Genomic DNA, 20,360 nt, shown 5'->3' with positions numbered 1-20,360 from the left:
TGGCCGGGCTGCGACCGCGGCCCGTCCTGGTGCGAAAGCCACCACGTCGACGACTGGAAACACCACACCTACGCACCAGGCCGTACAGACATCGATAACGGGGCACTGCTCTGCCACTTCCACCACACACATGTGCATTCTTCTGAGTGGAAACTCGCCATGCAGAACGGCGTTCCCGTGCTGATCCCACCGAAAAGCATCGACTGGGAACAAACCCCACGACCCTGCTCCCAAATCAGATCACGAAGACGCGGACCTTTGCCCACAACACCACTACCGCCATGGGTCAGACAACCACGACCATACACAACCTGACGGCCGCCGCCAGCGCTCGAGCACGCCTCGGTGCCCCCTCGACTACGAGCTGGCGAGAGCGAGGCCGAGGTACCGCGCGTACCGTTCGGCTGCGCTGGTAAAGCTTGCGTGTTGCACAGCAGAGAACGGTTCAAAAGGCTCAGCCGTGACGGTCACTCGTTTCGAGGTAGCGTGCCGCCGCCACGTGCCGGCGACGTGCCCGCCCGCCACGATGGTCGGCAGGAACAAGCCGTTGCTGCTTGGCACAACCCGTTCCATGTGCTCGGGCGCGAGCGGCGCGCTGCGGTCAGAGTAGCCGAGTAGATACTCGTCGAACCCGGGTAGCAGATGAACGTTCGCAGAGGCCGCATCAGAAGCCTCACCGTCAGAACCCACGCCAGCAGAACCGCGGAGCGCAGACCTGCGGATCGCAGACCCGTCGCCACGAGGCCAGTCATCGTCTGACCCTCCTCGCGCCGCCCGCAGGTAGGTTCGGTCGTCTACGACCATCGACTCCAGTGCGTCGCCAGCCAGTTCGATGCCGAGGGTCGCGTCTTTCAGAAGCAGCCCCGACCACCAGAGAAAGTCTTTGACCGTGGCTGGTCCGCGCGCACTGAAGTACCGCCGTGCCAGCTCGCCCAGACTCTCGTCGCGCGTCAGCTGGCGTGCCGTTGACTGCGAAATCCATTCGTCGAGCAGCACGATCGTCTGGGCCGCGCCTTTCATTGGCCCGAAGCACAGCACTTTGTGATGGCTGAGGTACCAGAGCAGGTGCGATCCACGGTTTGCGTCGGTCGCGATTCCGTGCGTGCGAAACACGGCGAAGAGCTCGTCGCGGGTGAGGTTGCGGTGGCCTTCGAGCGCATCCACGGCGACGCGGTGCGCAAGCGCGAAGGTCTCCGGGTGGAGTCCGAGCTGCCGGTGTCGGGTGGCCGCACCGGCGAGGGTGCGGGTGGCGGTGAGGTCGAGCATCCAGCGCAGATCGACTCCGGCGACGAAATGCAGGGTGCCGCGAAACGGCCACGAACGAACGACACTGCCGTCAGCCAGAGCGGCGTCGACATCGGCGAGGGTGCCGCCGGGCATCCGGAGCCCCACCGACCATTTCGCCCCGGGCAGATCTTGCGCCTGAACGGCGGCGAGGTACCCGACCACACCAGCAGCGGCAGCGGCACCCACCACGGCACCTGCCACGGCGCCCGCGCTGTCGCCGACAGGGTTCTGGATGCCCTGGCTGACGAGTCGCAGGCCCGTCAGCGTTCTGCGATGGCCAGGTAGCACGCGAACCTACAGCAGGCCGGCGATGTTCAGCTGATGGGCGATGCCCGAGCCGTCGGGCGAGTAGATCCACAGCGCATCAGACTTCTCGCTCATGAATTCGGCTTTCGATCGCCCACCGGCCAGCACGGCCTCGCCCGCGGAGAGCTGCCGAATGGCGATGGCGGCCACGTTCGCCGGATGTTGCTCTTCGAATTCGCCGTAGATCTCTTCGTCGTGCTGCCCGTCGTCACCCACCAGCAGCCACCGCATCTGCGGAAACTCTTCGGCGAGCCGGTGCAGGTTGTCGCGTTTGTGCTCGCGCCCGCTGCGAAAGAGCCGGTCGTGCGTTGGCCCCCAGTCGGTCAGCAGCAGAGGCCCCGACGGGTACAGGTTGCGCGACAGGAAGCGAGTGAGAGTGGGCGCGACGTTCCAGGCGCCCGTCGAGAGGTAGATGGTGGGGGAGCCCGGATGCTCGGTTGCCAGCCGGTCGAGCAGCACAGCCATACCCGGCGTGGGTACGCGCGCGTGCTCGTCGAGTACAAAAGTGTTCCAGGCCGCGAGCAGGGGCCGCGGAAGTGCCGTGACCATGACCGTGTCGTCGACGTCGCACACGACCCCGAACTTGGCGTCGGGTTCGATGATGAAGACCGGAGAAGTGACGACTTCGGAGTCTTCGGCGCGCAACTGAATGGTGTGCCAGCCGGGTTCGAGGGTCGCCTCGATCACCACGTCGACCACTCCGCCGCGGTCGGCTTTCACCTCGTGTTCCACTCCGCCCACGGTGATGGTCACATCGACATCGTTGATGGGCACCGCCGTGAAGCTCCGCCAGCCCCGCACCGTCTCGTCACGCCGACCAATGATGGGCAGGCGCCGACGCGGTTTCGGGTCGCGGGTGAGCAGCACCCGGCTGAGCACCCTGATCCACGTGGTGGAGCCGTAGCCCGTGTACGGGATGACGGTCACTTGGTACCCGCGCTTGCGCGCCCTGTTCTCACGGAACTCGTGCACGGCATCTTCGATTCGCGCGGCTCTGTGCAGAATCAGCTCAGGCGTGACTTTCGCGGGTGGGAGGTTTACCGACTCGTTCGACACGTGCCCAGTCTGACAGAGAACGCTGTGCGCCCTGACAGAAGCCTCTGCAGCCAGCTCGCCCGTGACAAGGATCGTCGCCAGACTTTGCTGTCAAATGAGCGGGAATTTTGTGAGATGCCGTCATATCGGCGTTGAGGTCGTCAGCCCGAGAGGTAACATGAGACTTACTTGTTACAAATTAGGGGACGGGTCAGAAAAGTGTCACTCAGTAAACTCATCGACGAAACCCTGCTCGAAATGGTGAACGTTCGTAACGAGCCCGTACAGGTTCGTAGCTCGACTCGTATCTCCGCCTTGGTTGACGCTGCCGCCGAGGTCATCGAAGAGGTCGGCGTCGAACGAATGACGACGGCCATGGTCGCTGAGCGCGCTGGCGCCTCGATCGGCACGGTCTACCGCTACTTTCCCGACCGCATCGCGGTACTCTCGGCTCTCAGCCTGCGCAGCATGGATCGCTTTCTGCGCCAGACCCGCGAGAACATTCTGCGTGAGAAGCCCAGCACGTGGGTCGAGCTCATGCTCGTGAGCTTCGACACCGCGGTCGAGATGCACCGCACTGAGGTGGGCTTCACGTCCATTCGACTGGGCGACCTCGTCACGTACCCCGATGTGGAGCCCGCGGGCATCCGGTCAGCCCGAATCGCTGACGCGTTCGCCGCGATCATCACGCAGGACTTCGGCGTCGACGCCTCGGCAGAGCTCACCCTGCGCCTCGAGATGTCGGTCAATATGACCGACGCGCTGCTGGTTCGCGCGTTCATCGCCGACAAGAACGGCGACGCGGCCATCATCACCGAGGCCCGCGCCATCGTGCAGAGCTACCTTGCGCAATCAGCTGCGTAATAATCCGTCAAGGCCCGCGCGAGACTTTGCCTAATGCTGAGTTTGGTGTTTTGCTTGGCCAATGATCGAATTCCGAGCGGTTACCAAGCAGTTTCCTGACGGAACCGTCGCGGTTGACGACTTCAGTCTGATCATTCCCGCCCGCCAGACCACCGTGCTGGTGGGCTCGTCAGGCTCGGGTAAGACCACCATCCTGCGCATGATCAACCGCATGGTCGAGAAGACCTCGGGCGACATTGAGATCGACGGCGAAGACATTCACTCGCTGAACCCGGTGAAGCTCCGTCGAAGCATCGGGTACGTCATGCAGAACTCCGGGCTGCTGCCACACCGCAAGGTCGTCGACAATGTGGCGACCGTGCCGCTCCTGAACGGGGTGAAGAAGGCCGCGGCTCGGGATGCAGCACTCCGCCTGCTCGACACCGTAGGCCTCGACCGCGCCCTAGCCGACCGCTACCCCAGCCAGCTCTCTGGCGGTCAGCAGCAGCGCGTCGGCGTCGCGCGTGGCCTTGCCGCCGACCCGAACATCCTGCTCATGGACGAACCGTTCGGCGCGGTTGACCCCATCGTGCGGGCCGAACTCCAGCAGGAGCTCGTGCGAATTCAGCGCGACCTCGGCAAGACCATCGTGTTCGTCACCCACGACATCGACGAAGCGTTTCTGCTCGGCGACCAGGTGGTGCTGCTCGAGAAGGGCGGCCGCATCGCGCAGGCCGGTTCGCCAGCCGAGATCCTCTCACAACCGGCCAATGACTTCGTCGCCACGTTCATCGGAGCCGATCGCGGCCGCCGCGCCCTGCGGGTCGAAGTGGTCAACGGCCGCAACGTCGTTGTCGACGAAGACGGTCGGCCCACTGGGGTGTTGCAGTCGTGAACACCCGAAACCACGGCCGTGTGCCGACCGACCGGCTGAGTCGTCGCCGAGCGGAAGGCCTCGTTCAGAACTGGGCCGCCATGATGAGGGCGCGTTCGAGGAGGCTCGCATGAACTGGGTCACCAACAACCTCGGCCTGATCTGGAGCCTCACGCTCGATCACATCGCCCTCGCCGTGCCGCCCATCATCCTCGGCTTCCTCATTGCGATTCCTCTCGGCTGGCTCGCCAACCGCTTTAGTGCCTCGCGTGGTGTTCTGCTCACCATCAGCGGCCTGCTGTACACGATTCCCTCACTGCCGCTGTTCATCGCCCTCCCGGTGATACTGGGAACGGGCATCCTCGATCCCATCAACGTCGTGGTCGGCCTCACCATCTACGCCGTCGCCCTCATGGTGCGTTCGGTGGCGGATGCCCTGGCCGCCGTCGACCCGGGAGTGCGCCAGGCGGCCACCGCCATGGGCTACTCGACCTGGAGCCGGTTCTGGCGCGTCGAGTTTCCCCTCGCCGGGCCGGTGTTGCTCGCCGGGCTTCGCGTGGTCTCGGTCAGCACGGTCAGCCTCGTCAGCATCGGCTCGGTGATCGGGGTGTCGAGCCTCGGCTACCTCTTCTTGAACGGCCTGCAGCGCAACATCGTGGCAGAGGTGGCCAGCGGAATCGTGGCGACCCTCATCATCGCCATCGTCTTCGACTTCATCCTCGTGATGCTCGGCCGCATGCTGCTGCCGTGGAGCCGTGCCGACCGGCCCAGCCGAAGACGCGCCCGCGCCCAGCGCGACAGCGCCGTTCTCACCGCAGTGACGGGGGCGTGACAGGCGTGAATCTCTTTCTGCAAGGCATCATGTGGATCTTCGATCCCACCCATTCCGACGGTTCGGGCGGCATTCCGAGCCGCATCGGTGAGCAGCTCGCCTACACCTTCGGTGCTGTGGCCATCGCCTCACTCGTCGCCATTCCGCTTGGGCTCTGGATCGGGCACACCGGCCGTGGCCGCGACATCGCCGTCTCACTCTCGGGAGGCCTGCGGGCGCTGCCGAGCCTGGGCCTGCTCATCATCTTCGCCCTCGGCATAGGAATCGGATTCAAGGCGCCCCTCGTCTCCTTCGTTATCCTCGCCGTTCCGCCCATTCTCGCCGGCGCCTACTCGGGTCTCGAAGCCGTCGACCGTCGTACGATCGACGCCGCCCGGGCGCAGGGTATGACCGAATGGCAGGTTCTGACGAAGGTTGAACTGCCACTCGGCTTCTCGCTACTCGTGGGGGGCATCCGGTCAGGTGTGCTGCAGGTCGTGGCCACCGCAACACTCGCGTACTTTGCCAGTGGCGGCGCGCTCGGAGTCTTCATCAACGAAGGCCTCAAAACGAGGAACTACGCCGAGCTGATGGGCGCCTCGATTCTGGTCACCGCGCTCGCGTTGATTCTCGAGGGCATATTCGCCCTCCTCCAGAGGTTGTTCGTTCCACGCGGTGTTGCCGCGGGTCGAATAAAAGATGTTCGTTCGCGGTCAACCAGGCCGCGCACAACGGTGGGATCCCCCATCCACGAAGGGAAATAGCATGTTCACAGCATTGAAGAAAGGCCGTGTCGCCGCTCTTGGCGTCATCGCGGTCAGTGCGGCAGTCGCACTGGCAGGGTGTTCATCAAGCAGCAGCCCGCTCGACGCGGGCTCGAGTTCAACGGGTACGGCCGCGTCGGGCACCATCGTCGTCGGGTCGCAGTCGTACTACTCGAACGAAATCATTGCGGAGATCTACTCTCAGGCACTTGAGGCCAATGGCCTGACCGTGACCCGCAAGTTCAACATCGGCCAGCGCGACGCCTACCTGCCGGCGCTCGAAAGCGGCGAGGTGACGCTGTTCCCCGAATACAGCGGCAACCTGTTGCAGTACTACGACAAGACCACCACGGCCACCAGCGCCGACGACGTCTTCGCCGGGCTCGCGAAAGCTGTTCCCTCGCAGCTCGAGGTTCTGCAGCAGTCACAGGCCGCTGACCAAGACTCGTACAACGTGACGAAGGCCTTCTCCGACGCCAACGCAGTGAAGAGCATTGCCGACCTCGCCAAGGTCTCGGGCGTGACGCTCGGGGGCAACGCCGAACTCGCGACGCGCCCCTACGGCCCTCCCGGGCTGCAGTCGACCTACGGCGTCACCGTGGGCTTCACACCCATCGACGACTCGGCCGGCCCGCTCACGCTGAAGGCCCTGCTCGACAACACCATTCAGGTCGCGAACATCTACAGCGCTGACCCCAGCATCGGTGCGAACAACTTGGTCACGCTGAGCGACCCGAAGCACCTGTTTCTCGCCTCGAATGTGATTCCGCTGATCAACAAGTCGGCTGCCACCCCGAAGGTCACCGACGTGATCAACAAGGTCGACGCCGCCCTCACCACCGCCGACCTCGTGTCGATGAACGGTGAGAGCACGACCGACCAGAAGTCGTCGGCCGACATCGCCAAAGAGTGGCTCGCCAAAGTGAAACTGTTCTAGATACGCAGCGCCGGTAGTTCGCTGCTGGCGCACGACGGCCGGTCACCCTTCACAGGTGGCCGGCCGTTCTGCGTTCTGGAGCGCCAGAGTGGTGGCTATGACGCGAGCAGCAGCACCAGCGGCACCGCGAGCAGCACCGCAGCCGCCACGAGAATGAGCACCCGTTCGGCCAGTGGCAGCTGGGGCTCCGGATGCGCGAGCCTGTCGACCCGCATCGACACGGCCGAGCGTTCCGATGCCAGAGCGGCCGACGATTCGACGAACTGTGTTGCGTTGGTCGTCAGGGCATTGGTCTCGGCCGAACCCACGAGGGCGATGGCCCCGGCCAACGTTTCAGCATCGGTGTGGCGGCGGCTCTGGTCATCCGCCAGTATCTCGACGAGCAGAGAGACGGCCACCTGTGCGCGGGTTGCGATGGGAAACCAGGGCAGGCTGCTGCGCCACGACTGAAAAGCGACCAGCAGAATGTGGTGTTGCTGGCGCAGATGAGCACGTTCGTGCGCGATGACCGCCTCGAGCTGCGGGGGGTCGAGCAGCGCCACCAGACCCTCAGAGAGAACCGTGACCGTTCGGGCGCCGGGCAGGCAGTACGCGACGGGCGCCGGAGAGTCGATGATGTGAATGGGCGCGCCGGGCCGGTCAGGCAGGGGAGTGCTCAGCAATTCGACGAGCGAACGGTGCCGTCGGCGCTGGCGCTCGGTGCGAGTGACGGTCACGATCAGGTTCAGAACGAGGTGCGCTGCGAGCAGCGCTGCGCTGCTGAGCGCGAAGATGTGAATCAGCCCGGTGCCGGCGGGCAGCGGCCCCTCGGCGAGCAGTTGGGGCAGTTGAGCGAGCCCCTGCAGCAGACTGCCACCGAACGGAATCAGCCCGAACGTCACCAGCGAGCCGATCATCGACAGGCCGCCAGAGATGGCGATGGCCTGCCAGAGCAGCAGGGCTATGCCGGGTGACCGGGTGGGCCAGTGAGCCTTTGCCAGCAGAACCGGCACCGGCCATGCGAGAAGCACAGCCAGCGCGGCGAGGGTGACAGAAGCGAAGAGCACGCGTTCAGCGTAGGCGATCGTCAGCCGTCGGTAGCGACGCTGTCTTCGGGCAGCTGAACGGCGCGCTGCGTGAGAAGCTGGCGAAGCGTCTCAGCTTCTTCGGGGCTGACCTGGCCCACGAAGTGTGCCAGCGCGGTGGCACGGTCGGGTTCTGCACCCAGAACCTGCTGCAGCAGCTCGGCGGTGTGGTCGGCCCGTGTCGTGACGGCGAAGTAGAGGTGAGGGCGCACTTTGCGGTCTCGGCTGACAAAACCCTTGCGTTCGAGACGGGAGAGCACCGTCAGCATGGTCGTCAGCGCCAGGTCTTTGCCGGCACTCGTCTTGTGCGCGAGTTCGTCTTTGAGGTCGGCCGCAGAGAGAGGGGAGTGGTTCTCCCACAGTCTCTCCATAATCGATCGTTCGAGGTCGCCCAGCGTTGCCATGGCACAAGAATAGCGCGTTTTGCTGTGGAACTTCTACGAGCGGTAGAACTGTTCTACACTGTGTAGAAGACGAGTTCTACCGCTTGTAGAAAATTCGTCGTCGAGAACGATTTCGCGGAGGACACGTGAACGACTGGCTTGACCCGCTGCTGCTGTCGCGCTGGCAGTTCGGCCTGACAACGATCTACCACTTTCTGTTCGTGCCGCTCACGATCGGCATGGCGCTGACCGTAGCCCTCTTCCAGACCGCATGGGTGCGCACGGGCAAGGCGAAGTACCTGCAGCTCACCAAGTTCTTCGGCAAGATCTTCCTGATCAACTTCGCCATGGGAACCGTCACCGGAATCGTGCAGGAGTTCCAGTTCGGTATGAACTGGAGTGACTACTCGCGGTTCGTCGGCGACGTGTTCGGGGCTCCTCTGGCGCTCGAAGGGCTGCTGGCATTCTTCCTCGAGGCGACCTTCATCGGGCTCTGGATCTTCGGTTGGGATCGATTGCCGAAGAAGCTGCATCTCGCAACGATCTGGGTGACAGCCGCGGCAAGCATCCTCTCGGCGTATTTCATCATCGCGGCGAACTCGTTCATGCAGAACCCGGTGGGCTACCAGATCAACGAGGCCAAGGGTCGCGCCGAACTGACCGACATTTGGGCCCTGCTGACCAACAAGGTCGCTCTGGCGGCGTTTCCGCACACCATCTTCGCTTGCCTCATGGTGACGGCGGCCGTGATCATCTGCGCGGCCGCCTGGCACCTCTCCAGGGGAAAGCATCTCGACTCGATGCGCCCCGCACTGAAATTCGGGTTGTGGATGATGGTCATCGGCGGCGGCCTCACCTTTCTCTCCGGCGACCAGCTGGGGCTCGCCATGGTGTCGACCCAGCCCATGAAGATGGCGGCCGCCGAGGCGCTCTACAACACCTCCACGGGCGCGAACGCGTCGTTCTCGCTGTTCACACTGGGAACGCCCGACGGGGTCAGCGAACTGTTCTCCATTCGCATCCCGTACCTGCTGTCGTTCCTGTCGACGCACACATTCGACGGCACGGTCGAAGGCATCAACGACCTTCAGGCGCAGTACACACAGCTGTACGGTCCCGGTGACTACACACCGACCATCTGGGTCACGTACTGGGCGTTTCGCTACATGATTCTCTTCGGTGTGCTGTCGACCATGATCGCGGTCGGCGGCCTCTGGGCTACCCGCAAGGGGCGCATGCCCACGAAGCGCTGGGTGTGGAAGGTGGCCATCTGGTCGGTGCCATTGCCGCTGATCGCCATGATCGTGGGCTGGGTTTTCACCGAGATGGGGCGCCAGCCGTGGATCGTGTTCAGCCTGCTGAAGACGAGCGACGCGGTCTCGCCGAACACCACCGGGCTCGACGTACTCATCTCGCTGATCGCGTTCACGCTCATCTACGGCACCCTCGCGGTGGTCGAATTCAGACTCATCAAGAAGGCCGTGCAGGCGGGGCCGGAAGAACTTTCTGCGCCCGATGAGGCGACGGGCGAAATACGACACGAAGCGACGGTGTACTGATGGATCTCCCCAGCATCTGGTTCGGCGTTCTCGCCTTCTTCTTCATCGGCTATTTCGTGCTCGACGGGTTCGACTTCGGCGTGGGAATGGCGCTGCCGTTCCTCGGCCGCGACGACGTCGACCGCCGCGTCATGATCAACACGATCGGGCCCGTCTGGGATCTGAACGAGACCTGGGTCATCGTGGCCGGCGCCGCCATGTTCGCCGCATTTCCCGAGTGGTACGCCACGCTCTTCAGCGGCTTCTACCTCATCTTTCTCGCCATTCTGCTGGCGCTGATCGTGCGAGGGGTGTCGTTCGAGTACCGTCACCAGCGGGCCGAGCTGGTCTGGAAGCGACGCTTCGACCGGATGATCGTGATCGGCTCAGCCGTTCCCGCCTTCTTGTGGGGGCTGGTGTTCGCCAATGTCGTGCGGGGTGTTCCGCTCGACGCTGGGTTCAACTTCACCGGGTCGCTGCTCGACCTGTTCAACCCGTACGCGATGCTCGGCGGAGTCACCACGCTGCTGCTGTTCTTCACGCACGGAGTGGTATTCGTGGCACTGAAGACCGACGGGCCCATTCGCCAGCGCGCCCGTCGGCTCGCCTCTCGTGCCGGGCTGCTGACCATCGTGGTGGCCGCGGTGTTCTTGGTGCTCACGACGGTGTTGTTCGGAACCGTGATGTCGGGCATCCTGTCGGCCGTCGCAGCGGTGGCGCTCATCGGGTCTTATCTCGCGAACCACCGGGGGGCCGAGCGCTGGGCGTTCGCCCTGATGGCTGCGACTATTGCCTTCGCCGTGCTCAGCTTGTTCGTGTCGTTGCTGCCCGACGTGATGCCGGCCAGCAACAACCCGGCGCACTCGCTGACCGTCGAGAACGCGTCGTCGTCGACCTACACGCTCACCATCATGAGCTGGGTCGCGCTGGTGTTCGTGCCGTTGATTCTGCTGTACCAGGGGTTCACCTACTGGGTGTTCCGCAAGCGGCTCAGCCGGGCGACGATCACCGGCGTGCCAGGGGGCAGGACCGGGGGTGGGCCAGGGGGCGGGCACGGGCCTCTGCCCGAAGGTGGGCACGGGGCCGTGGCTGGGGCGGCGGGCGACGCGGCGGGTGCTGATGCGGGTGCTGACCGATGAAACCCGTCGATCCGCGGCTGCTGCGCTACGCCGGTGCCGCCCGGGCGTTCTTCGGGTTCGGCGCCGTGCTCGGGCTGGCGCAGACGGCGTGCATCGTCGCGTTCGCGTGGCTCGTGAGTTCGAGCGTCGTCGACGCGCTGCACGGAGCGACGCCGTTCGGCTGGCGGCTCGTCGCGCTCGTTGCCGTGGTGCTGCTGCGCTCGGTGCTCGTGTGGATGATGGAGTGGAACTCCGCCCGCGGCGCCACCATCGCGAAGAGCCAGCTGCGCCAGCAGGTGCTGCGGGCGTTGCCGCGGCTCGGCCCGTCGTGGCTGTCGACGCGCAGCAGTGCCGCCGTGACCACCACCCTGACGACGGGTCTGGATGCCCTGGATGTGTACTTCGCGAAATACCTTCCCCAGCTCATCCTGACCGCTCTCGCCACCCCGATTCTCGTCGCCGTGCTGTTTCTGTTCGACTTCGCCAGCGGAATCACGGTTCTGCTCACGCTGCCCCTGATTCCGGTGTTCATGATTCTCATCGGCTGGGCGACGCAGACCGCGCAGAAGGAGCAATGGCTGAAGCTCGGCCGCCTGTCGAGCGGGTTTCTCGACGTGGTCGAGGGGCTGTCGACGCTGAAGGTGTTCGGGCGGGCCGACCGGCAGGTCACGCGCATCCGCTCGGTGACCGAGGAGTACCGTGCCAGCACCATGAAGGTGCTGCGCTTGTCGTTTCTGAGCGGATTCGCGCTCGAACTGGCAGCGAGCCTGTCGGTCGCCCTCGTCGCGGTGTCGGTCGGGTTACGACTGGTGAGCGGTGACCTCGGGCTCGGCGTGGGGCTGTTCGTGCTGCTGCTCGCGCCCGAGGCGTTCCTGCCATTGCGGCAGGTCGGGGCTCAGTTCCACGCGGCCGCCGACGGGGTCGAGGCGACCGAGGAGGTGTTCGCGATGCTGGCGGGTGCGGGTGCTGGTGTCGCTGTTGCTGAAGGTGCTCGCGATGCTGATGGCACGGCAGGTTCGCCGACCGGCAGCCGTGCCGACGGTCGGCTGGTGGTCAACGACCTCACCGTGATGTACGCCGACACAGCCGCCGTACGCCGGTTCTCCGCCGAGTTCGCCGCAGGGCAGCTCAGCGTGATCGTCGGGCCGAGCGGGGCCGGGAAGTCGTCGATCGTGGCAGCGATGCTCGGGTTCGTGCCCTTCGGCGGGTCGATCGAACTAGTAGGTAGCGGTGATCCATCCGAACGCAAGGCATCCATGGGCCTCACCGCACGACCACTCGGCCGAGCCGACGTGGCATGGGCCGGGCAAGTGCCAGGGCTCATGGCCGCGACCGTCGGGGAGAACGTGACGCTCGGCAGCGAGCATCCGTCGCCCGCCCTCGTCACCCGCGCACTGGCGCTCGCGGCAGCCGACGCCCCCGACCCCGCTCTCGCCCCTTCGAACCGGCTCGGAGTCAACGGCGCCGGCCTGTCGGGCGGCCAGGCCCAGCGCGTTGCCGTGGCGCGCGCCATCTACCGCGCCCTCGAACGTGGCTGCCGCGTACTCGTGCTCGACGAGCCCAGCTCGGCGCTCGACCGCGAAACCGAGGCGCGGCTCATCGCCGGGCTCGGGCAGCTGGCGGCCGACGGGATGGTCGTGGTCGTGGTGTCGCACCGGGAGGCTTTTCGGGCGGCGGCTGCTCACGTCGTGCGCGTTGGGGCGCCAATCGCCGCCCGCACTGTCACTCCCGCAGCGGCTCCCGGCACCCCCACCGGCGCCCGCAGAATCGCGGTGCGCTGATGCGAACCGCTGACGTGCTGCGCCTGGCCCAACCGCGCTGGCGGCTGTTCGCTCCCGGCCTCATCGTCGGTGTGCTGAGCGCGGTCTCGGCCGTGGCGCTCCTCGCCACCTCGGCCTACCTCATCACCCGTGCCGCAGACCAGCCGCCCATCCTGTACCTCTCGATCGCCATCGTGGGGGTGCGGGCATTCGCGCTCGGGCGCGCCACGTTCCGCTACCTCGACCGGCTGCTGAGCCACAGCGCGGCGTTCCGCGGGCTGGCCGAACTGCGGGTCGGAATCTTCCGCCGCCTCATCCCGCTCGCCCCTGACGGCCTCGCTCAGACCCGGCGCGGCGACCTGCTCTCCCGGCTCGTGGGCGACGTCGACGAGCTGCAGAACCTGCCGCTGCGCGTAGTTCAGCCGCTCGTGAGCGCGGTCGTCGTGGCGGTGGCATCCGTCATCGTCGTGTGGATCATCCTGCCGTCCGCCGGCATCGCCCTCGCCGTGGCGCTGGCCCTCGCCCTGCTGCTCGGAACCCTCGTCAACCTCCGCCTCTCGGCCCGCGCCGACCGCGACCTGGCCCCCCAGCGCGCGGACTTCGCCGATCAGACCCTCGATTTCGTGGTCGGGCTCGACGTACTGACCGCTTTCGAGGCGCTGGATGCCCGGCTCGCCGACCTCGCCCGCACCGAGTCGCGCCTCACCCGTTCGACCCTTGCTCGCGCCGCCGGCGCCGGGGCGACCGCTGCCGCCGTGTCGTTGCTGTCGGGGCTCGCGACCGCCGCCGCGCTGTGGTTCGGCATCCCCGCCTTCGCAGCGGGGGTGGCTGCTGCGTCTGCTGCCGGTACCGGGGCGACCGCTGGCACCGGGTTGCTTTCGATAGGCATCTCCGGCCCCGCGCTCGCGGTCATCGTGCTCGTGCCCATGGCCGTCTTCGAGATCTTCGGTGCCGTGCCCCTCGCGGCCGGTGCCTGGCGTCAGGTTCGCGCGAGCGCCACCCGTGTCGCTTCCGCTGTTCCCGACACCCTCCCGCCCGAGATCCCCGCCGAGCCCCGCGTCGACACGCTCATCGCTTCCGTCCCCGCTTCCATCCACGTGCCCGTCCCGATCCCCGCTTCCATCCACGTGCCCGTCCCGATCCCCGCTCCCGTCCCCGCTTCCGCCGCAGCTCCCACCTCCGCCGCGCGCCACCACGAAATCGGGTCGGCGAAGTTTGTGGGTACGGCCGGTCCACACCCGCAAACTTCGCCGAGTGGAATTGACGTGGGCTTGGGTGGTGTGGGCGTGGGTGTGGGCAGAGGGGGTGCGGCGGAGTTTGCGGAGGCAGAGGCGCGGACGGGGGCGCGGGCGCGGGACGAACCGTTACTGCAGAGGGTGGAGGCGCGGCGGGCACCGGCCATCGAGCTGCGGGGGCTCGGCGCGAGCTGGCCCGCACGAGCGACCGGGCAACTCCAGCCCGGGCTGACGGCATTGCGCGGGCTCGAGCTGAGCATCCCGAGCGGAGCACGACTGCTGGTCGAGGGGCCCAGCGGTTCGGGCAAGACCACACTCGCCCACGTGCTTGTGCGGTTTCTCGAGTACAGCGGCAGTTTCACGATCGGCGGCGTCGAAGCTCGCACGCTGGCGCCCGCGCAGGTGCGCTCGATGATCGGATTGTGCGAACAGAACCCTTATATCTTCGACGCGAACCTGCGGCAGAACCTTCTGTTCGCGCGCGAGACGGCGTCTGACGACGATCTGCTCGCGGTGCTCGACCGCGTGGCCCTGCTCGACTGGGCGCTCGAGCGGGGCGGGCTGGATGCTCGGCTGGGCGAACGCGGATCGCTGGTGTCGGGCGGCCAGGCCCAGCGCATCGCTCTCGCGCGAATGCTGCTCGCCGACTTCCCCGTCGTCATCTTCGACGAGCCGACCGCGAACGTCGACCCCGATCGCGTCGAGCGGCTGCTCGTCGACCTGCTCGAGGCGGCGGGGCCGGAACGCACCGTGATCCTCATCTCCCACACTGACGTGCCGGCCGCCCTCGTCACGCAGCGCCTGCGGCTCGGCACCGTCGGCTGGTAGACCGCGGGCGGAGACGGTTCAGGGGGCGGGGACAGAGAGCGGGCGCGCCAAGGATGTGAGGCGCCGGTGCCAGAGGGCAGCGCGGGCGCGGGCCGCGGGGGAGGCGTCGAGGGTGGGCCCGCCCCGCCATTCGGTGACGAGGCGGATGCCGTAGAGCGCGTTCACGGCCCAGAGCTCTGCGCCGGCAAGATCGGCCGGGGTGGCGTGTTCTTCGACGACCTGCACGCCGAGCGCCCGCGCCAGCACCGCGAGCGACCGTGCGGTCACGCTGTCGACCCGCACGAGCTCAGGCGCGGGCGCGTGCAGCGTCTCGCCCCGCCACCACAGCAGCGCCGTCGTGGTGCCCTCGACGATCGCGCCATCGCCCAGCTCACCACCCGCATTGCCCAGCTCGTCACCCTCATCGCCCTCGCCGTCTTCCGGCGCGCCGCGGCAGGTCATCGTGGAGTCGAAAGGCGCCCTTGCCGCCGGGTTTTGGGGCGGATTTTGACTCCACGATGCCAATCCGGCGGGTGCGGGTGCGGGTGCGGGTACGGGTACGGCTGCTGATGCGGCTGCGGGGAGGCCGCGGGCGGCGAGCGGCTCGGGGGCGGGCAGAGACGAGCCGGGCTTCCGGCGTGGCGACAGGATGACGAGATCGTCGGTGCCGTCGGCGCGGGCGGCTGCACGCAGGGCGGTGAGGGTGTCGAGGTCGGGGCCTTTACGGTTCGGGATGCTCCGCGGGTCGGCGCCGCCGTGAGTGGCCAGCACTGCTGTCGCCCGGGGTTCCGGCGCGATCCGCATCAGCAGCGAGAGCTCGAAGCGCTCGCCGGGCCGGAGGCGTGCGTCGAGGGGAACGTCGATCACAACGTCGAGGGGAACGTCGATCCCAACGTCGATGGCACCGGCACCGGCCCCTGCACCGGCACCGGCGAGCGGTGTCTCTGACGAGACCGAGGAAGCAACGGCGTACAGCTCGACGCGTGGAAACCAACGGTGGATGGGCGGGATTGCCTCCAGCGCGGTCTGCCAGAACGCAGCGAGCAGGGGCTCGTTGCTGAATCCGCTGTCGAGCGCGGCGGCGATGAAGCGGGTTCGGTGAAGGTCGATCGCGCGCACGCGGCCGTCGTCGACGAGCCACGAATCGGCGGCGAGCAAGCGCGGGCGGCGCGCATCCGGAGCCTCGGCCGCGACGAACGCGCCGCCCCGGTACACGAAGCGGCGCTGGGGGTCGGGCTCAACCGGAAGGGGCATGCGCTCTACGCTATTACAGTGCTCCGCCGAATCGTCTGCCGTACGCTCGAGCGCTGGGTCGACCCGCAAACTGTCTTCGCCGCGCTGTACGCGAGCGAGCCGGTGGCGTTCTGGCTCGACAGCAGCAGCAGCAGCAACAGCAGTAGTGACAGCAGCAGTGCCGCAGATGGGCCTCGTCCAGACGTTGGCCCGGCGGGAACAATGAGCTACATGGGCGCCCCGGCGACGGCTGAGGCCGTACGTGACATACCGGCAGCGAGCGTCTTCGAGTTTCTCCGCGACGAGGTCGGCGCCCCGACGCTCGAGGGCGGCGAGGCCGCGCCGGGCGCGTTCCGGCTGGGCTGGGTGGGCTGGCTCGGCTACGAAGTCGGAGCGGTGGCGCTCGGCACGAAGCGCAGCATGTCGCGGTTTCCGGATGCCCGTTTCATGCGCATCGACCGCGCGATCGCCTTCGACCATGAGTTGCACACCGTGACGCTGATGTTCGTCGCGGGGGGTGGCGACGGTGTGAAGGCAGGCGATACCGAGGAGTGGGCCGACGTTACGGCGCAGCGGGTGGCGGCGCTCGCCGAGGGTGGGGCGGCGGGGGAGCCCGCTGTGGCTGCTGTGCCCGCCAGCGCCCCCGCGCCAGATGCCGTGGCCGCGTCAACCGTGCTCTGGCGGCACCAGCGTGCCGAGTACATCGAGCTCGTGAGGAGCTGCCAGGCGTTGATCTCCGCCGGGTCGGCCTACCAGCTGTGCCTGACGAACGAAATCACGGTAGCCGTGCATCCGGAGCCGTTTGCAACGTATAGGGCGCTGAGGGCTGTCAATGCGACCCATCACGGCGGTTTTCTGCGTTTCGACGACGTGTCGCTGCTGAGCTCGTCGCCCGAACAGTTTCTGCGCATCACGCCTGCCGGCGCGATCACGACGAAACCGATCAAAGGCACCCGCCCGCGCGGCGTCGATGCGAACGGAGCCGGGCTGCCCGCCCCCGACGACGACGCCCTGCGCGACGAGCTGCTGGCCAGTGTGAAGGAGCGCGCAGAGAACGTGATGATCGTCGACCTCATGCGCAACGACCTCGGCCGCGTCGCTGTGACGGGCAGCGTCAGCGTGCCGCGGCTGTTCGACGTCGAGAGCTACCGCAGCGTGCACCAGCTCGTCAGTACGGTCGAAGCGCAGCTGGCGCCCGGGCTGAGTGCGGTCGATGCCGTCGAGGCCGCGTTTCCGGCCGGATCGATGACGGGCGCCCCGAAGATCAGCGCGATGAACCTGCTCGCGGGGCTCGAAGCGGGCCCGCGTGGCATCTACGCCGGGGCGTTCGGCTCCTTCGGGTTCGACGGCGCGGTCGACCTGGCGATGAGCATCCGGAGCATCGTGCTCTCGCCGGAGGGCGCCAGCATCGGAACCGGGGGCGGTATCACGGCGCTGTCGGTACCCGAGGAGGAGTTCGACGAGATCGAGGTGAAAGCTGCACCCTTGCTGCGTGCGCTGGGTGTGGCGGGCATCGTTTAGTACTCTTGGGTGTTGGAGTTCATGGCACTGCCCCTGGGGTGTGTCGCCGTGGGCATCCGAGCGGCCGGGCGAGACCTGAGTGGGTCTGACGAGGGCACATTCCGGCGAAGACGGCCCGGCACACATTCCTACGAATTGAGATCTACGTGACAATCGAACGCGAGCCCGACGTGCGCGGCGCCGAAGACGACGCCAGCCGGTACAACTTCGAGGCGATTCAGAACAAGTGGCTGCCCGTGTGGGATGAGATGCAGCCCTTCCGCACCGACATCGAGGGCGACAAACGCCCGCGCAAATACGTTCTCGACATGTTCCCGTACCCCTCGGGCGACCTGCACATGGGCCACGCCGAGGCGTACGCGCTCGGCGACGTCATCTCGCGTTACTGGCGCCACCAGGGCTTCAACGTTCTGCACCCCATCGGCTGGGACTCGTTCGGCCTGCCCGCCGAGAACGCCGCCATCAAGCGCCAGATCGACCCGCGCGAGTGGACGTATGCGAACATCGACCAGCAGAAGGCGAGTTTTCGCCGCTACGCCGGCTCGTTCGACTGGAGCCGAGAGCTGCACACCAGCGACCCCGAGTACTACAAGTGGAACCAGTGGTTGTTCCTGAAGCTCTACGAGAAGGGCCTGGCCTACCGCAAGTCGAGCTGGGTCAACTGGGATCCGGTAGACCAGACCGTGCTCGCCAACGAGCAGGTTCTACCCGACGGCACATCTGAGCGCAGCGGCGCCATCGTGGTGAAGAAGAAGCTCACGCAGTGGTACTTCAAGATCACCGACTACGCCGACCGCCTGCTCGACGACCTCAAGCAGCTCGAAGGCTCGTGGCCCGCGAAGGTCATCAGCATGCAGCGCAACTGGATCGGCCGCTCCATCGGCGCCGACGTCGACTTCGTCATCGAGGGCCGCGACAAGCCCGTCACGGTCTTCACCACCCGCCCCGACACGCTCTACGGCGCCACGTTCATGGTCATCGCGCCCGAATCCGAGCTGGCCGCAGAGCTCGTCGCCGACCCGTCGGTGTCAGACGAGGCCCGCGCCGCCTTCACCGAATACCTTACCGAGGTGCAGAAGAGCACCGAGCTCGAGCGCCAGGCCACCGACCGCCCGAAGACCGGTGTCTTTCTCGAGCGCTACGCCGTCAACCCGGTCAGCGGCGAACGCCTGCCCGTCTGGGCGGCCGACTACGTGCTCGCCGACTACGGCACCGGCGCGGTCATGGCCGTGCCCGCGCACGACCAGCGCGACCTCGACTTCGCCCGCGCGTTCGGCCTGCCCGTGCGCGTGGTGCTCGACACGAACCAGCCGGTCACGGGCGCCATTCCGGTGTTCGTCGACGGTGAGATTCCGGATGACCTGCCTCCGCTTGACCCGGCATCCACCGGTAAGGCGCTCACCGGCGATGGTCGGCTCATCAACTCGGGCCCGCTCGACGGGTTGAGCAAGGGCAAGGCCATCACGCGCGTCATCGAGCAGCTCGAGGCCGCTGGAACGGGCCGTGCTGCCAAGAACTACCGCCTGAGAGACTGGCTGATCTCACGCCAGCGGTACTGGGGAACACCGATCCCGATCATCCACGGCGCCGACGGCGTCGAGATCCCGGTTCCTGAAGACCAGCTGCCCGTGCTGCTGCCGCCCACCGAAGGGTTGAACCTGCAGCCGAAGGGCACCTCGCCCCTCGGTGCGGCCGAAGACTGGGTGAACGTGCCCGACCCGCGCGACGGCTCGCCCGCCCTCCGTGACGCTGACACGATGGACACCTTCGTCGACAGCTCGTGGTACTTCCTGCGCTTCCTCGCCCCCAACGACGACACGCAGGCGTTCGACCCGCGCGACGTCGACAAGTGGGCTCCCGTCGACCAGTACGTGGGCGGTGTCACTCACGCGATCCTGCACCTGCTGTACGCCCGGTTCATCACGAAGGTGCTGTTCGACCTCGGCTACGTGTCGTTCACCGAGCCCTTCAGCGCTCTGCTGAACCAGGGCATGGTGCTGATGGATGGCTCGGCCATGTCGAAATCGAAGGGCAACCTCGTTCGCCTCTCCGACCAGCTCGACGAGCACGGCGTCGACGCCATTCGCCTCACCATGGCGTTCGCCGGGCCGCCCGAAGACGACATCGACTGGGCCGACGTGTCACCGGCCGCCTCGGCGAAGTTCCTGGCGCGGGCCTGGCGCCTCTCCGGCGACGTCACCAGCGCGCCCGAGGTCAACTGGCGGGAGGGCGACGTGTCGCTGCGCCGCGTGACGCACCGGTTCCTCGCCGAGGCCCCGGGGCTCGTCGAGGCGTTCAAGTTCAACGTGGTCGTGGCTCGCATCATGGAGCTCGTCAACGCCGCCCGCAAAGCCATCGACAGCGGCCCCGGCGGTGGCGACCCCGCCGTTCGCGAGGCCGTCGAGACCATCGCGCTCGGCCTCTCGCTCTTCGCGCCCTATACAGCAGAAGACATGTGGCAGCGCCTCGGTTACCCGGCGACGATCTCGGCCTACAACTGGCGCGGTGCCGACCCCGCGCTCCTCACCGAGGAGTCGGTCACAGCCGTCGTGCAGGTCGATGGCAAGGTTCGCGCGCGGCTCGAGGTGTCGCCCAAGATCTCGTCGGGCGACCTCGAAGCACTCGCTCGGGCCTCCGAGGCCGTCGTGCGGTTCCTCGGCGACCGCGAAGTCGTGAACGTCATCGTGCGTGCTCCGAAGATCGTGAACATCGCCACGAAGGCGCGCGACTAGTGATTCGGCTGGGCGGGTCGCTTCTGAGCTGAGCTCTGCGCGATCGCGGCAGGTCCGCGCGTAGCTGGCAGGGAGAGTGGATGCTCGTCCCTGCCAGCTCGGAGTGCCGTCC

16 protein-coding genes are annotated in these 20,360 nt (G+C 66.8%); 11 read left to right on the top strand and 5 right to left on the bottom strand.

The window, feature by feature from the left end:
- Window positions 1–357: 357 nt before the first annotated feature.
- A complete protein-coding gene (locus tag QN358_RS08785) occupies window positions 358–1,575 on the bottom strand; it encodes a winged helix DNA-binding domain-containing protein (protein WP_136643751.1) in 1,218 nt (405 codons plus the stop codon).
- 6 nt (window positions 1,576–1,581) lie between these two features.
- Window positions 1,582–2,649, bottom strand: coding sequence for an App1 family protein (locus QN358_RS08780; RefSeq protein ID WP_237280551.1), 1,068 nt, complete (start codon window positions 2,647–2,649; stop codon window positions 1,582–1,584).
- A gap of 198 nt (window positions 2,650–2,847) precedes the next feature.
- On the opposite strand from QN358_RS08780, the gene QN358_RS08775 reads away from it, so the two are divergent.
- The 5 genes from QN358_RS08775 to QN358_RS08755 all read left to right on the top strand — a co-directional run bounded on the left by QN358_RS08775 (window position 2,848) and on the right by QN358_RS08755 (window position 6,857).
- A complete protein-coding gene (locus QN358_RS08775; RefSeq protein ID WP_323512126.1) occupies window positions 2,848–3,492 on the top strand; it encodes a TetR/AcrR family transcriptional regulator in 645 nt (214 codons plus the stop codon).
- A gap of 61 nt (window positions 3,493–3,553) precedes the next feature.
- The gene (locus QN358_RS08770) at window positions 3,554–4,366 is read left to right on the top strand and encodes an ABC transporter ATP-binding protein (RefSeq protein WP_136643749.1); all 813 of its coding nucleotides are present in this window, start codon (window positions 3,554–3,556) and stop codon (window positions 4,364–4,366) included.
- A 109-nt stretch (window positions 4,367–4,475) separates the two neighbouring features.
- A complete protein-coding gene (locus tag QN358_RS08765; protein ID WP_136643748.1) occupies window positions 4,476–5,177 on the top strand; it encodes an ABC transporter permease in 702 nt (233 codons plus the stop codon).
- Window positions 5,174–5,920, top strand: a complete 747-nt coding sequence (locus tag QN358_RS08760; protein ID WP_323512125.1) for an ABC transporter permease — start codon at window positions 5,174–5,176, stop codon at window positions 5,918–5,920. Before QN358_RS08765 ends, QN358_RS08760 begins: the two co-directional genes overlap by 4 nt.
- A gap of 1 nt (window position 5,921) precedes the next feature.
- Entirely contained in the window at window positions 5,922–6,857 is a 936-nt protein-coding gene (locus QN358_RS08755; protein ID WP_136643747.1) for an ABC transporter substrate-binding protein, read from the top strand.
- 95 nt (window positions 6,858–6,952) lie between these two features.
- On the opposite strand, the gene QN358_RS08750 is transcribed toward QN358_RS08755, so the two are convergent.
- Together QN358_RS08750 and QN358_RS08745 are read right to left on the bottom strand one after the other, a co-directional pair.
- Window positions 6,953–7,903 carry a M56 family metallopeptidase gene (locus QN358_RS08750; protein ID WP_323512124.1) on the bottom strand — a complete coding sequence of 317 codons (951 nt, stop codon included), beginning with the start codon at window positions 7,901–7,903 and terminating at the stop codon, window positions 6,953–6,955.
- A gap of 20 nt (window positions 7,904–7,923) precedes the next feature.
- Window positions 7,924–8,325: a BlaI/MecI/CopY family transcriptional regulator gene (locus tag QN358_RS08745; RefSeq protein WP_136643745.1), complete on the bottom strand. Its 402-nt coding sequence runs from the start codon at window positions 8,323–8,325 to the stop codon at window positions 7,924–7,926.
- A 125-nt stretch (window positions 8,326–8,450) separates the two neighbouring features.
- On the opposite strand from QN358_RS08745, the gene QN358_RS08740 reads away from it, so the two are divergent.
- From QN358_RS08740 to QN358_RS08725, 4 genes are read left to right on the top strand one after another with little or no spacing between them, the layout of a single operon-like run.
- A complete protein-coding gene (locus tag QN358_RS08740; RefSeq protein WP_323512123.1) occupies window positions 8,451–9,863 on the top strand; it encodes a cytochrome ubiquinol oxidase subunit I in 1,413 nt (470 codons plus the stop codon).
- Window positions 9,863–10,981 (top strand): cytochrome d ubiquinol oxidase subunit II, encoded by a 1,119-nt coding sequence (cydB, locus tag QN358_RS08735; protein ID WP_323512122.1) that lies wholly within the window; start codon window positions 9,863–9,865, stop codon window positions 10,979–10,981. Before QN358_RS08740 ends, cydB begins: the two co-directional genes overlap by 1 nt.
- A complete protein-coding gene (gene cydD / locus QN358_RS08730) occupies window positions 10,978–12,741 on the top strand; it encodes a thiol reductant ABC exporter subunit CydD (RefSeq protein ID WP_323512121.1) in 1,764 nt (587 codons plus the stop codon). Before cydB ends, cydD begins: the two co-directional genes overlap by 4 nt.
- Window positions 12,741–14,783: an amino acid ABC transporter ATP-binding/permease protein gene (locus QN358_RS08725; RefSeq protein WP_323512120.1), complete on the top strand. Its 2,043-nt coding sequence runs from the start codon at window positions 12,741–12,743 to the stop codon at window positions 14,781–14,783. The genes cydD and QN358_RS08725 overlap by 1 nt, the downstream gene beginning before the upstream one ends.
- A gap of 18 nt (window positions 14,784–14,801) precedes the next feature.
- On the opposite strand, the gene QN358_RS08720 is transcribed toward QN358_RS08725, so the two are convergent.
- A complete protein-coding gene (locus QN358_RS08720; RefSeq protein ID WP_323512119.1) occupies window positions 14,802–16,016 on the bottom strand; it encodes an aminotransferase class IV in 1,215 nt (404 codons plus the stop codon).
- A gap of 18 nt (window positions 16,017–16,034) precedes the next feature.
- Between QN358_RS08720 and QN358_RS08715 the strand changes: the two genes are divergently transcribed.
- Both QN358_RS08715 and leuS read left to right on the top strand, forming a co-directional pair.
- Window positions 16,035–17,516, top strand: coding sequence for an anthranilate synthase component I family protein (locus tag QN358_RS08715; protein WP_323512118.1), 1,482 nt, complete (start codon window positions 16,035–16,037; stop codon window positions 17,514–17,516).
- Window positions 17,517–17,668: 152 nt separating this feature from the next.
- Window positions 17,669–20,248: a leucine--tRNA ligase gene (gene leuS, locus QN358_RS08710; RefSeq protein ID WP_416351976.1), complete on the top strand. Its 2,580-nt coding sequence runs from the start codon at window positions 17,669–17,671 to the stop codon at window positions 20,246–20,248.
- Window positions 20,249–20,360: the final 112 nt, after the last annotated feature.

The sequence above is a fragment of the Subtercola sp. RTI3 genome (assembly GCF_035018625.1).
GTDB lineage: Bacteria > Actinomycetota > Actinomycetes > Actinomycetales > Microbacteriaceae > Subtercola > Subtercola vilae.
The sequence above is the reverse complement of the archived record's forward strand: the minus strand, read 5'-3'. Positions and strand labels throughout refer to the sequence as shown.